This is a genomic window from Photobacterium sp. 2_MG-2023 (assembly GCF_030547675.1).
Lineage (GTDB): Bacteria > Pseudomonadota > Gammaproteobacteria > Enterobacterales > Vibrionaceae > Photobacterium > Photobacterium arenosum.
On sequence record NZ_JAUOQQ010000006.1, the window covers coordinates 78,742 to 92,402 of the forward strand.

Below are 13,661 nucleotides of genomic sequence, written 5' to 3' on the forward strand. Positions count from 1 at the left end.
ACATAAATGTCACATTGAGATTTATTATTGTCATATTTTGTTGCGATGATGACCGCCAAGGAAAGGAGTGAAGAAGCGCAATGAACATGAAAATTCGAGCCAATCATCTGGAACCGATGGGATTTGAAGAGTTCTCCCGTTTAATCGATATGATTCCAGCTTCTCGCAGTCCTATGAAAGTCGAACCGCTGCTGGGTAGTGTGCTTTCCCATCATTCGGGTGAAGCACGGGAAGGGAAGATTGTTATGTTGTCGTCCGGTACGGCTGAGTGGCCGAAACGCCTGCGTACTGCTAACGGGTGTTAAGTCAGACGTTTGACACAGACAACGCTATATCAGGATGCTTATTTCTTTTCCAGGCTTAACAGGTAATTCCTGAGATTTACCCCTCTGTTAGTAATCCCCAGTTTATTGCGTAAGCTGTTTCTGTGGTTTTCCACTGTCTTGCGCGCCACATTCAGGGTACTCGCAATTTCTTTACTCGACATCCCGCCTCGGATGAATTCTGCAACCTGCAGTTCTGACGGGGTCAGCACCTCCAGCAAACGGCTATTCATCCCCGGTACATCGTTCAGCAGGCTTTCCATATTGGATTTCACAATCTCAAGGCACATTTTCAGCCCGGGATCCTGCACCTGTTTCAGGCGGGCTTCCACTTCCGGTAAATGGGTATTGCGTACTTCCTGCTGTAAATGCTCAGGCAGGTGATTCTCCGATGCCGTAGTGAGGAAACTCAGGGAGCTGGCAAGTTCGTTGATGATTTTATAATCCTGCTCAATGGCAGACAGTTTAGGCTCAGCTGTATTATCGTCCTTGGCTTTGATGTGCAGGCAATAGACAGCAGGCGCATTACCATCTTGCAGGCACAGCGTCTCGAAGGCCAGATTGGCGACAGAAAACCGGCACTGTTCGGTTTGCTGCAACAGCACTGATCTGATCTGCGCAATATTGGCCGGGCCGACCAGAAAAACAAGATCATCCAACTGCTTCAGAGTGAGCGTCGCAACCGGGTAGTTACTGGCAATCACCTGCTCATGCTGATCAAATGCAATGAAGTAGATGTCGTGGTGCGCCAGAAGCTGTTGATAAATGCCGGCAGTCACTTTGGCTGCACTGCTGTTTTGATTGGCGGTGTGCTGACTCATGTTTCCTGATTACCTCGTTTTCTACTGACCGCGGCCTTGGCCAGTATTACCCTGCCATGATACCCAGCTTTTACCTATCAATCACCTTGCTTTTTTGTTTGTAGGTGTTTGATAGGTGTTTTATCTCGTGTCATTACGTATCTAACTCGTGTTATTTGTCTGGTCAATGAGGAGTTCGTTGTTTTTCAGCTGTTATTGTGATTGTTATCACTATGTAAAAACAATGTGTCGAGATCTTGATCGCATTAAATACCTAAAAAACACCTATATTAATACTCATGTAATACTCAAAGCACAGGTGGAACAGGGAATGAAATTGAAAAAAATAGCTCAGGCATGCCAAACCTTAGGTTTCACTGCTCTATTGGCAGTGGCCATGCCTTCAATGGCGGAAGTGACTTCAACACAAGGACCAAACGGAGAAACAGCAACGTCTTATACTGATGTGACTTTAAATGCATCACAGGAAAATGCGATTAAAACCAAGGATTACACTGCAGCGATTCTGATGCACAGCACATCAGACTGGTCTAATGCGCTGATTGATGGCGCGAAAGACATGTTTGCTGAACTCAATATTGATGTGGTGGCCGTGACCGATGCGGAATTTGATGCCAATAAGCAAAAAACCGATGTCGAAACCACTATGGCCATGAAGCCTGACATTCTGATTGCGCTGGTGGTCGACCCTGTGTCTGGCGCCGCGGCGTTTAAACCTGCAGTACAGCAGGGCAGCAAACTGGTGCTGATCAGTAATTTACCCAGTGGTTTTGAACATGGCAAAGATTATGCCGGTATCGTGACGGATGACTTGTTCCAGATGGGTAAACTGGCAGCCGATATGCTAGCAAAGGCGGTGGGTAATAAAGGCAAAGTCGGGTTTATTTATCACGAAGCCAATTATTACGTTACCAACCAGCGTGATCAGGCGGTACTGACCAATCTGCAGAAAAATTACCCGGATATTGAGATTGTGGCAAAGCGCGGTATTGCCAATGCGAATGACGGTGAGGTGGTGGCCTCGGCACTGATCACCCAGTACCCGGACATGACCGCCATTTATGCTCCCTGGGACAGCATTGCCGAAGGTGTAGTCGCGGCAACGCGCGCCGCGGGACGTAAAGATATCAAAGTCGTGACCATGGATCTCGGCGCTGCCAATGCGCTGGATATGGCCAAAGGCCGAAACGTTGCCGGTATCGTCACCGATTTGCCCTATGACCTGGGTCAGACACTGGCGCGTATGGGCGCTCTGGCAAAACTGGGTGAATACACGCCACCTTTTGTCACTGTCAGTGCCAGTGCTGTGACCCGCGAAAATCTGGCTGATGCCTGGCAGCAGGCGTTACGCCGCGAAGCACCGGCTTCTGTGCGAAAAGCACTGGGTAATTAAATTCGGTTTGCAGGTATGCCAGCTTGCTGTCGGCATACCGTTATGAAGAGGTATTCAATGGAAGTGAATGCAATTGAAGCCCGTCGCCTTAAGAAAGGCTTTGATGGTAATCCGGTGCTGAAAGAGGTCAATTTCACCCTGAAAGCCGGAGAAGTACATGCCCTGGTTGGTCAGAACGGGGCGGGTAAATCGACCCTGGTCAAACTGATCAATGGTTTTCATCAGCGCGATGGCGGCGAAATCCGTCTCTTTGGCAAAGAGAGCCATTTCGCTACCCCGAAAGACGCGCAAGCGAAAGGGATCGCTATGGTCTATCAGGATCTCAGTCTGATCCCCAGCCTGAGTGTGGCAGACAATATTTTTCTGACTCACTCAAACCAGCGCTCTGCGCTGATCTCCAACCGTGAGCGGGTACGCCAGGCTGAGCCAATTCTGGCAACCTTGGGCGTGGATATCGATCCCAGACAAAAAATTGAGACCTTAAGTGTCGGCGAGCAGCAGTTTATTGAGATTGCCAAAGCCATGGCAATGGATGCCCGTATTCTGGTGCTGGACGAGCCAACGGCTTCACTGTCGAATAATGAAATCAATGCACTGTTCACTGTGATAAGAAACCTCAAAAGCAGAGGCATTTCAATAATCTACATTACGCATTACATGAGTGACATTATGCGTATCTGTGATGCGGTCACTGTGCTGCGGGATGGCTATACCGTACTGGAAACCCAAACGGCTGACACCTCGGTTGATGCCTTGGTCGAAGCCATGCTGGGCAGTAAAACCGACACGGATTTTATCTGGGACCGTCCGGCCACATCCACATCAGAGACAGTGCCGTTATTAGAGCTGCGCGATGTTACGACCTGCGATCTTGATGCGGTATCGCTCAAGGTGATGCCGGGCCAGGTAGTGGGGCTAGCGGGTTTACTGGGTAGCGGCAGAACGGAAATTCTGGAAGCCATTTATGGCTTAACACCGATACAGAGCGGCGAAGTACGGGTGAACGGCCGGACAGCGAATATTCACTCCCCCCGGCAGGCGATAGAAAACGGGATCAACATGGTGCCGGAAGAGCGCCGTTCGCAGGGGCTGGTGTTGGATTTTTCTGTCGAAGACAACGTATTGATGGCGTCGTTTGACCGGATTTCACGATCTATGGTGCTGGATAAAGCCAAAGGCCAGTCAATGGTGGAAGAGACCATTAAAAGGCTGGGCGTGAAGACCACTGGCGTGTCTCAGCCGGTACGTTTTTTGTCCGGCGGTAATCAGCAGAAAGTGGTGATTGGCAAATGCCTGTCTACAGACGCTAAAGTGCTGCTGCTTGATGATCCGACCTTCGGCATTGATATCAATGCGAAATACGAAATCATGAAAATTGTGAATCAGTATGTCGCTCAGGGTAATGGCGTGATTTTTGTGTCCAGTGAATATGCCGAAGTTGGCAGTTTCTGCGATGTAATTTATGTGGTCAATAAGGGGCGTATCGTTCGCCATTTCAGTGGCCAGCGTATGACGGAAGAAGCATTGCTGGCAGCAGTGCAGTAAGGATAAGGAATTGCGAATGAACGAGAAAACACTTCAGCCGCCACGTACAAGCCGTATTAACTGGCGCGATTACATCATTTACTTTGTCTTTATCGGCATCTTCATTTTCTTTTCGGTGATGCTGCATGACAAAGGATTTCTGACCTCGATGAACCTGATGAACATTGCCCGCCAGACTGCGACTATCGCGATCATGGCAGTGGGGATGACTTTTGTGCTGAGTGCCGCCGAGATTGATCTGTCCTTTGGTGCCACGGTTGCCCTGGCCGCCATAGTGTCAGCCCTGACACTGCAGGAAACCGACAGTATTTTGCTCGCAATGTCTGCCGCTCTGATGGTGGGCACCATGATAGGTTTTGTGAACGGGGTTTTTGTTACTCAGGTGGGTATTCCATCTTTCCTGGTCACGTTAGGTACTACAGGCATTATTACCGGTATTGCCCGCTGGTCTACATCGTTGCAGTCGATTCCGATTGATAATGATACCTATACCTTCATCTTTGGCTCCGGCGACATAGGCCCGTTTTCCATCCTGTTTATCTGGACCATTATCGTCACCGTTATCGGCGCCTTTGTGCTGCGTAATACCACTTTTGGTAAACATGTACTGGCGACCGGCGGTAATAAAGTCTCTGCCATGTATTCGGGGATCAACGTCAACCGTATCAAGCTGTATGTGCTGATGCTGAACGGCTTTCTGGCGGCACTGGCCGGTATCTTGTATTCAGGCCGCCTTTACAGTGCCCGGTACACCTTAGGTGAGAACGACCTGATGCTGGTGATTGCTGCCGTGATCATAGGCGGCACCAACTTGTTTGGTGGTAAAGGGACGGTTATCGGCTCTGTGATCGGGGCGCTCATTATGGGAATGGTGAACAACGGCTTGATTCTGATGGGCCTGAATGTCGATCAGCAGCTGATCCTGCGCGGCATTATTGTGATCGTGGCGGTGACTTTCACTATGGGCCAGATACGTCAGTTACGTAAGAAATAATGATTTGATTTTTATTAAGGATGATAGGGAGAGAAACATGGCTGAAGACACAAAAGTGGCAGAGCTGATTGCCAGCTGGACGCTCAAGGAAAAAGTTGGCCAGCTGTTTATTCTGGCGTTTCCCGGCAAATCTGCCGAGGCGGCGCGCCAGATGGTGGCAGAGTATAACCTGGGCGGCTGTTACTTAAGTCAGGACAACGCGGAAACCTTTACCGAAGCGCATCAGCTGAATCAGTCTCTGGATGTCATCGTCAAGCACCATCATCGCTTACCTTTGTTACTGGGAGTGGATCAGGAAGGTGCCTGGGGTGTCCTGGTGGGAGAGTCGACAACAGGGCCGGGTAATCTGGCTCTGGGGGTACCGGATGCGGTGGCGGGGACGGAGCGTATGTATAAAGTGATCGGTGATGAAATGCGCTATGCCGGCTTTAACTGCATCCTTGGCCCCTGCTGTGATGTGAACTTTAATCCTGAATCGCCGATTATTGACACCCGTTCGTTTGGCGATCAGCCGAAGAAAGTCAGCGCGCATTCTGCCGCCGCGGTTCGCGGATTACACCAAGGCGAAATAACAGCCTGCGCCAAGCATTTTCCCGGCCATGGTGATACGCAAGGGGACACCCACAGAGATATCCCCCGCGTCGGTAAATCTTACGACGAGCTGAAAGCCAACGATCTGGCGCCGTTTCAGGCGGCGATCAATGCCGGCGTGGATCTGGTGATGACCAGCCACATTCTTTATCCGCAGCTCGACGACACATACCCGGCGACATTGTCATCAATTATCTTGCAGCAGGTGCTGCGCAAGGATATGGGATTTGACGGCATTATTATTTCCGACAGCATGAACATGGGCGCTATCCAGCATCATTATACGCCGGTCGAGGCTGCTGTCAGAGCGATGCAGGCAGGGATTACCATGATCATGCTCTCTGAAGAGCACTATGATCACTCAGAGGCGTATTTGGATAAGCAACTGGCGATGATTCATGGTGTGATAGATGCCGTGAAATCTGGCGAACTTCCAGAACAAGTGATTGATGAGGCATTACAAAAAGTGGTGCGCTTTAAACTGGATAAGCTGTTGCCCATGCCGTTATTTCACAAAGTCTCTATGCCAGCCGGCCAGATAGTGGCCAGGCAGGCCGCAGAATCGGCAGTGACCTGGGTGCGTGGCGGCTTAGATATCAGTGGTCAGAAGCTGTATGTTGTCAATGCCACGCCAGATGCCAGCTATCATAACCTGATGAATCCCAGAGGGATTGGCCCTAACCAGTCTCAGCCTGCTTATGAGGCTTTCATTCAAACCCTGCGCCAGACGGAAGCCGTGTGGCAGGAAGTCAGTGTCGAACAGCTCCCTGACAACTGTAGTGATGGTTACCTGGTGGTGGTCACAGAAAATCATCCGCTACCCGGTGAAGACTTTGACCAGACGCAGGCTCAGCAACTGGTGCAGCAACTCAGTCAGGACTTCAGTAATCTGATCGTTGTGGCGCTGCGCAGCCCTTATGACTTGCTGCGTTATCCCACCGTCTCTCACTACCTCTGTGCTCACTCTTCCCGCCCTGAAAGTGCTGCCGCTGCAGCCAGGGTATTAGCGGGTGATCACGCAGCCGGACACGGCTGTGCTGTTAGCCGGGTGAGCTGACTGCTCACTGTCTAATCGAATTTACACATATTAAGTTTCCTGCTGGCGTGCGCCAGCGGGGTGGCCTCCTAGCGCTTTGCGATTAGGAGATTCGGGAGAGGTTTTGCCTCGTAGGAAAAGTAGAAAGGGAAAATATGTTGAACACGAAATATGGACTCGTCACTTTGCTGGTGGCGTCAGCACTCAGTGGACAGGCACAAGCAAGCGGAATTCAGGGGTTTCTGGATTCACTGCGTGATTTTGAGTCGGGGATTAATCCTGCTCTGGCAGATTTTTATGCTCAGAATCTTGATAATCCTGTGTATACCTATGCGCAAGTGACAGAACCAGGCCGTCTGGTCCGTGATTGCTCTACAGGTGTGATGATCTCTGAGCCAACGACTATCAGCCAGTTCTTTACCAAACTGGGTATTGATAATATTTATAACCCGAACACACCGAATGATCCGGAAATGTTCCGGCAGATGCAGTATAACTCTATGAATGCGTGGGGCTTTATAGGTTATCAACTGGGTGAGGCCGTTCTGATTGATGCCGGTTATTACAGTCCTAATGTGGTAAACATTGATGGTACTGACTACGACAGTTTCTATATGTTTGTCCCTGATTCAACCTGGATTGGCTGTAAAACCGAAGCCTTAGCAGAAATCGAGGGTTCAGGGGGTAATCAGGTTTATGTGACAGACAATAACCGCTGGGAAGGCACATTTGTTGGTAAAAATGGTGTGAACTCTCTGGCTGATTTGCGTCTGCCTGAAAAGCAAGAATTGGTAATGCGCGATGCAATGCACTTTAACGTGAAAGTGATCAGCAAGTTACTTGATGACGCGAACATGACCTGGGGACAGGCTCTGGCAAAAAGCTGGCCGGGTACAGACGATGAAGGCAATCCGATTCAGGTTCAGGCAACAATGTCCGGTATTCTGGCTGCAGCCCACTTACGTGGCGCCTGGGGGACTGCCGCATTACTGACCAATGATCAGATTACCTGTGACGAGCTGGGAACGTGTATTACCAAATATGTCCATAAGTTCGGCGGCTATAACACAATTTTTGATACCCCGGGGAACGATGTCATCGAGGGTTCACCTTACGATGAAGTGCTGACTGCCGGTGAAGGTAATGACACTGTGATTACCGGTGGCGGTAAAGATCAGATTCTGCTGAATGAGCAAACGGGTGCGGTCACTACAGTGAACGATTTTACCGTTGGTGATGACATTATCGTGCTGCGCGGCTGGCAAGCTGCGGATCCATTGGCTGGTTTGGTCGTGTCGTCGGTTGCTGGTGGCACTGAGCTGCAATTTTCCGGACAGACAGTGATCTTAACCGGAGTTAATGCCTCAGATGTCCAGGCCAATACAGAGCAGGTTATTGTTAAATCGGATGTCTATGCGCTGGCCTGGAACTCAGGCAAGCAAGTGGTTACCGGGTTTGATCCGGCGGTTGATAAGATTGAAGGTACAGCGGGTATCGGCTTTAAGCACCTGAAAGCTTTTGAGACAACAACCTCTGTCGTTATCGGGCCTCAGGCCGAAGATGGCGGTATTTATGCCTCTTACGAGCTGGTGGGACTGACCCTGGCTGATCTAAACCCGGATATGTTTGTTAATGTGACAGGAGGTTATGACCGTCTGGGCTACATTGTGCCAATCAATAGTGTTACCTGGGGCTGGAATGTTGAGCTGGTTGTAAATAGTTTTGATGTGGCGAAAACTGTCATCACTACGCCCAGCAATGAAGCGATTCCGTTCAGTGCAGTGAAGCTGACTCAGGAAGGCGCAAACACTGTAATAACGTTACTGGATCCATTTGCTCAGGGAAATCAGAAGCGTTTGGTACTCAACAATACGGATGTGACTGCGCTGTCTGCCAGCAATTTCGCCGGTTTCACTGGCAGTTATACAGAGGCGACCATTGATATCCCTGTTTACTTTGATATCAGCGCAAGTGTCAGTGGCAGCGGTGGTACAATTTCACCTGCTCCTGATGCATCCGGTGTGCTGTCTGCTAAAGGTGGTGATGACTTTACTGTCAACTTTGTACCAGACAGCGGTTATACCGTCAGTTCAGTGACTGTTAATGGTGTCGCTCAGCCTGTGAGCAGCAGTTACACCTTCACAGCTGTGACGGCAAATCAGACTCTGGTCGTGAGCTTTGAGCCGGGTTCATCTTGCCCTGCCCCTTGGGTTAATGGACAGATTTATACCGCAGGCCAGCAGGCGATCTATGAAGGCAATATTTATGAAGCCAAATGGTGGACGGATGGCAATCAGCCTGATCAGGGTGGCCCTTGGGCATTGATTGGTCCTTGTAACTGATCGGTCATTGATAACAAATAAACGTATTCCTTGAGAGACTAACGAAAAAACCCGGTAAGCGATTATCGGGTTTTTATTTTATGAAAGGATCGCTTTTTAATCTGCATTAATTCCAATACATCATATCTCGTAAACTCAGCTAAGCTTCTTTTGAACATGGTGAATTCCGACGAGAGGAGTGAAAAATGGGTATTTTTTCCTGGATTATTCTGGGCCTGATAGCAGGTGCACTGGCCAAATGGCTGATGCCGGGTAAAGACGGCGGGGGCTGGATTGTGACTATGGCTCTGGGGATTGTCGGTGCTTTTGTCGGGGGCTGGGTAGGCAGCTTAATTGGCCTGGGGCCGGTTACTGGGGTGAATATTGGCAGCCTGATCACCGCGACCTTAGGGGCGTTTATTGTCTTGCTTGTTTATAACAAGTTCATTCGCTCTTAGCCGATCATCTCGTTGCGGGTAAGCCGCTCATACTGAGCGGCTTTATCCGTCAATCCTGAAGGATTATGCGGCGGGCTGATCCTGTTGTACCGCAGGCGAAACAAGTTCGCCGGAGGTAGTGGAAGAGTTGTCACTGGGCTGCTGTGGCGAGGTTTCAGCGTGTTTTACCGGCTGAATGGGCTGAACAGCGGTGGCCGGAGATGGTGGCGACTGGGTCGTTTTTTCTGCCGGCAGGTTATTGACGGTCAATTGGGCAATTTGTTGTATCAACAGGTTTTTTTCTACTGCATACTGGCTTTGAAGTGCCGCAACCTGCTGTTTTGCTGCCACCAGTGAGACTGCCAGTTCATCACCGCGTTGGGTTTGCTCTGCCAGTTTGTTTTTGGCTTCTGCTAAGTGTCTGGCTTCATCGCCTTGTTCATTCAGCGTGTCACGAATAGCGGACACCAGTGTTTTGCCCTGCTCTGAAATGGGCTGATTACGCAGATCTTCCGCCCCCAGCTCCTGACTGATCGCCAGCAGAATGTTTTCATAGCTCAGAATGTGGCGCTCGTAATCACTGGTTTTCATGGCTTTGAGCTGTTTAACAACATGCGCGATATGTCTGGCGTGTGCCAGTGCAAAAGCTGTTGCGTCCGCTTTTTCCTGAATAGCGTCTTTCGCGCGAGGTTCTGCGGTAATGAAAGCTTCTGTTGCTTTGAGCGTCGTCTCGGCATGTCTCAGTGTTTCGGGGGTATGTTGTCCGGCTTGTTCGGCCTGGAGGCGTTTGAGCTCTTTCTGGCTGTCAGCCAGATAAATGGTCGTCACGGTATCCACTTCTAAAGCACGTTGTTTTCGCAATAAATCCGCCTGACCGTTAATGGCTTTGTCATTGTTATTATCAGCGATGTAATCAACGAGCTTTTTCAGTTCTTTTTCTGCTTGTGCCATTGCCTGAGGGAAATAAGCAGCAGCACTGATGCTGTTTAACTCAGTGCGGTTACTGAACGCTTCACTTAGTATTTTCGTGGCTTCAGCACGCGTGTGATTGGCGGTTTCAATATGCTGATTGAACTGGGTTAAGGCTTCCTGTGTGGCCTGCAGGTAGGTTGTTGAGGTGAAAATCCCGATACTGTCGTTCGCTTTATCTGAATCCAAGCCATATTCACTGAAGTAATCCAGGGCCTCATCCAGTGCTTGTCTGGCTTCATCCATACTGTCAGTTGCAAACCAGCTGAGCGCCTGGTTTTGCGCAAAAGTTTGTTCGGCGGCTTTGATCTTTGCTTGTATGTCTTTTAATGGCTCAAGGCTGGTAGCGCTGGCATTGGTTTCAGTTTTTGGGCTGGCAACAGATGCCGAGTCTGAGGCGCAGCCGGTTAAAAGCAGCAGGCTGGCAATACTGGTGAGTTTCAGTCCATTAACAATAGACAGGTTGCATAGTTTGGTCATTCTTAATTATCCCTGGAAAAGCAAACCATCATCAGGTATCCGTTCTGATACTGGCTGATTCATTATTTTTATCAATCTGAGCAGATATCTTAGAGAAGAACACAATGAATCTGAATTGATATATTACGTTTTAGGATAAATAAAAAGCGGGATCATTAAACGACGGGTTTAATTTAATGTTTCGTCATTATTTTGACGGGTAAGTTTACTCATCGCTTTTTCGCTGCAACTTCGCCTGCAGATCGGTTTTTACTATTTCCAGCGCGGCCAGTGCCAGTTCGGGGTCAACCTTGTTGGTTTCCAGCAGATAGATCAAATCCACTGCCAGCTGAACCTCTTTCGGGGCATCAGTGAGCGAATGTTTCACTGTGTGTTGTCCGGTTGACTGTTGCTGTTGCTGTTGCTGTTGCTGTTGTTTTTTGTTCATCATGCATCCTGAAAGTCGACAGTGCCAGCTGGCGCAGTGATTTGTTTATCGGGTTGATGGACAGCCAGCGCTGCCCAGAAGAGCTGGGCATGGATATTAACCAATTGCTGGTGATCGTCACGGTATCCGCCTCCTACCACAGCGGCAAGCGGGATGTTGTTATCGTGGCACTGGCTGATGACAAAATGATCCCGCTGAAAAATACCCTCAGTGGTGACGTTAAAATAGCCGAGTGCATCGTGCTGGTGGATATCCACCCCTGCATCATAGATCACCAGATCAGGCCGGTGCTGTGCCAGCGCCAATGTCAGCACAGCCTTAAAGGCCGATAAATATTCATCGGTGCCGGTTTCGCGCGGTAAGGCTAAATCAATGTCAGAGTCAGGTTTGCGCGCCGGAAAGTTTTTGTCGCAGTGGACAGAAAAGGTCAGGATGTTGTCGTCATCAGCCAGCAAGGTGGCGGTGCCGTCACCCTGGTGGACATCGCAGTCAATGATCATGACTTTATCAATACCAGGCAGCGTCAGGGCATGCCGGGCCGCAAACGCCAGATCATTGACCAGACAGAAACCGCTGCCGAAGTCATAGTGTGCATGATGATAACCGCCACTTAAATGCAGACTGATACCGTACTGACAGGCCAAATCCACAGTCATTCTGGTTCCGCCTGCCGATGTCAGGGTCCGCTCTATCAGCTGCGGACTCCAGGGAAAGCCGATACGGCGCATTTTTGCTGCCGGTAAAGTGTTGTTTATCAGGCTGTCTATATAGTTGGCCTGATGCAGCGTTTTGAGGGCGTCGGGCGTGACAGCTTCCGGCTGGAAAAAAGCCACATCGGCCCATGTCTCAATCTGTTTTTCCTGAGTAAGGTGCAGGAACAAGCGCTGATATTTGGTAATAGGGTATCTGTGCTTTGCTGGCAGAACCAGCTCAGAGTACACAGGATGATAGACAAGTGGCAGCATAGTTACCCTTTACGCTCAAGCTGAAGGATCGCCTTTTCAAGGCGTGTCATTGCCTGCTGGCAGCGGGCAAGCCGGCCTTCCAGCGCGAGCAGTTGTTGTTGCAAAGGCTGGCGTGAACTGGCCTGCGGTGCCTGCTCCAGCGCAAACGCCTTATCTTTCACCATAGCGGCAAGCCGCCTTTCCCAGTCCTGATGCTGTGCCAGTTCATCGTACAGCTCGTGCAGGCTTTTACGTTGTTTGACCTGGTATTTCGGCTCGGACTCACGAATCTGTTTGGTGGCCATTTCCCGCTGTACTGCTTGGATCTGAGCCAGAATTTTTTCGCAGACATAACTGGCTCTGGTGGCGTGTAACCGGCCTGATGCCTGCTCGCTTTTCAGTGCCGCAATCTCTTGCTGAATCTCGCGAATACAGGGAACCAGCAGGCGCGACTGGCCGTGAAATAATTGTTTGTCAAAAAGGGGTTTGCTGCTTTCTCTGCGCTGATGATCCAGTGCTTCGGCAGGAGAGAGCAGCTTGTCGACCAGATCAGAAAGGCGATGAAGGTCGTTTGTCATAGCTGTTTTTCCTCTTACCTGTTTATAACCAGGCTTGCCAGGCCAGCCGGATGGCCAGAATAACCACCACGGTCACAAATACCGGGCGAATGAACTGACTGCCAAAGCGAATGGCAGAGTGCGCGCCAATATAGGCGCCGAGCATCAGGCAGACGCCCATGGTCAGCCCGAGGGCAACATTGATATGACCCAGTATGGCAAAAGTTATCAGTGAGGTCAGGTTACTGGTGAAGTTCATGGCTTTGGCCAGGCCGGATGCCAGCAAAATGTCCAGCTTATAGAGCGCCATGCTCGACACCGTCCAGAACGCGCCGGTTCCCGGTCCGGCCAAGCCGTCATAAAAGCCCAGCCCCGTGCCCTGCAGCCACTGTTTACGTTTCAGACTGGCGTTGGGTTCAGGCAGCTTGTGACTGTCGGCTTTGGGGTGCGGATGCCAGATCGTATAAATTGCCGCTGCAAGAATGATCAGCGGGAGCACTTTCTCCAGCCAGCCAGTACTGATGATGTTAACAACCAGCGTACCTGTCACGGCGCCAATCAGGGTCGCGACAAATGAGGCTTTCCAGAAAGCCGGGGAAAATAACTGCTTTTTATAGTAGGTCAGCGCGGCGGTAGAGGAGGCAAAAGTCGCCGCCAGTTTATTGGTCCCTAATGCGATGTGCGGTGGCAATCCTAACGACAACAAGGCCGGGACTGTCAGCATGCCGCCGCCGCCGGCGACCGCATCAATAAATCCGGCAGCCAGGGCTACCAGACCGAGAATGAGCCACATGCCCGGATCTATCATTTCAATCATTAATTA

At 50.2% G+C, this 13,661-nt stretch carries 13 protein-coding genes; 7 read left to right on the top strand and 6 right to left on the bottom strand.

Translation table 11 applies throughout. From position 1 onward, the window contains the following. Positions 1–80 precede the first annotated feature (80 nt). Complete coding sequence (locus tag Q4491_RS06940) at positions 81–305, top strand: hypothetical protein (RefSeq protein WP_192014806.1); 225 nt, start codon at positions 81–83, stop codon at positions 303–305. Between the two features lie 38 nt (positions 306–343). Here Q4491_RS06940 and Q4491_RS06945 read toward each other — a convergent pair whose 3' ends face one another. Then, the gene (locus Q4491_RS06945; RefSeq protein ID WP_192014807.1) at positions 344–1,144 is read right to left on the bottom strand and encodes a LuxR C-terminal-related transcriptional regulator; all 801 of its coding nucleotides are present in this window, start codon (positions 1,142–1,144) and stop codon (positions 344–346) included. Between the two features lie 310 nt (positions 1,145–1,454). On the opposite strand from Q4491_RS06945, the gene Q4491_RS06950 reads away from it, so the two are divergent. The 6 genes from Q4491_RS06950 to Q4491_RS06975 all read left to right on the top strand — a co-directional run bounded on the left by Q4491_RS06950 (position 1,455) and on the right by Q4491_RS06975 (position 9,482). After that, the gene (locus tag Q4491_RS06950; RefSeq protein ID WP_218384152.1) at positions 1,455–2,537 is read left to right on the top strand and encodes a substrate-binding domain-containing protein; all 1,083 of its coding nucleotides are present in this window, start codon (positions 1,455–1,457) and stop codon (positions 2,535–2,537) included. Between the two features lie 57 nt (positions 2,538–2,594). Further along, a complete protein-coding gene (locus Q4491_RS06955) occupies positions 2,595–4,082 on the top strand; it encodes a sugar ABC transporter ATP-binding protein (RefSeq protein ID WP_303455969.1) in 1,488 nt (495 codons plus the stop codon). Positions 4,083–4,098: 16 nt separating this feature from the next. Next, complete coding sequence (locus Q4491_RS06960; protein ID WP_192014809.1) at positions 4,099–5,076, top strand: ABC transporter permease; 978 nt, start codon at positions 4,099–4,101, stop codon at positions 5,074–5,076. A gap of 37 nt (positions 5,077–5,113) precedes the next feature. Further along, positions 5,114–6,724, top strand: a complete 1,611-nt coding sequence (locus tag Q4491_RS06965) for a glycoside hydrolase family 3 N-terminal domain-containing protein (RefSeq protein ID WP_303455974.1) — start codon at positions 5,114–5,116, stop codon at positions 6,722–6,724. A 134-nt stretch (positions 6,725–6,858) separates the two neighbouring features. After that, positions 6,859–9,045, top strand: coding sequence for a carbohydrate-binding protein (locus tag Q4491_RS06970; RefSeq protein ID WP_303455976.1), 2,187 nt, complete (start codon positions 6,859–6,861; stop codon positions 9,043–9,045). Between the two features lie 185 nt (positions 9,046–9,230). Further along, positions 9,231–9,482, top strand: a complete 252-nt coding sequence (locus Q4491_RS06975; protein ID WP_046219430.1) for a GlsB/YeaQ/YmgE family stress response membrane protein — start codon at positions 9,231–9,233, stop codon at positions 9,480–9,482. Between the two features lie 63 nt (positions 9,483–9,545). On the opposite strand, the gene Q4491_RS06980 is transcribed toward Q4491_RS06975, so the two are convergent. The 5 genes from Q4491_RS06980 to Q4491_RS07000 all read right to left on the bottom strand — a co-directional run bounded on the left by Q4491_RS06980 (position 9,546) and on the right by Q4491_RS07000 (position 13,655). Continuing rightward, on the bottom strand, positions 9,546–10,910 hold the full coding sequence (locus Q4491_RS06980) for a hypothetical protein (protein WP_303455981.1): 1,365 nt from the start codon (positions 10,908–10,910) through the stop codon (positions 9,546–9,548). A 205-nt stretch (positions 10,911–11,115) separates the two neighbouring features. After that, a complete protein-coding gene (gene rsmS, locus Q4491_RS06985) occupies positions 11,116–11,337 on the bottom strand; it encodes a pleiotropic regulatory protein RsmS (protein WP_303455983.1) in 222 nt (73 codons plus the stop codon). Then, the gene (locus tag Q4491_RS06990) at positions 11,337–12,302 is read right to left on the bottom strand and encodes a histone deacetylase (RefSeq protein ID WP_218384149.1); all 966 of its coding nucleotides are present in this window, start codon (positions 12,300–12,302) and stop codon (positions 11,337–11,339) included. The genes rsmS and Q4491_RS06990 overlap by 1 nt, the downstream gene beginning before the upstream one ends. Positions 12,303–12,304: 2 nt before the next feature. Then, positions 12,305–12,859 (bottom strand): primosomal replication protein, encoded by a 555-nt coding sequence (locus Q4491_RS06995; protein ID WP_192014815.1) that lies wholly within the window; start codon positions 12,857–12,859, stop codon positions 12,305–12,307. Between the two features lie 22 nt (positions 12,860–12,881). Next, a complete protein-coding gene (locus tag Q4491_RS07000) occupies positions 12,882–13,655 on the bottom strand; it encodes a TSUP family transporter (protein WP_192014816.1) in 774 nt (257 codons plus the stop codon). Positions 13,656–13,661 lie beyond the last annotated feature (6 nt).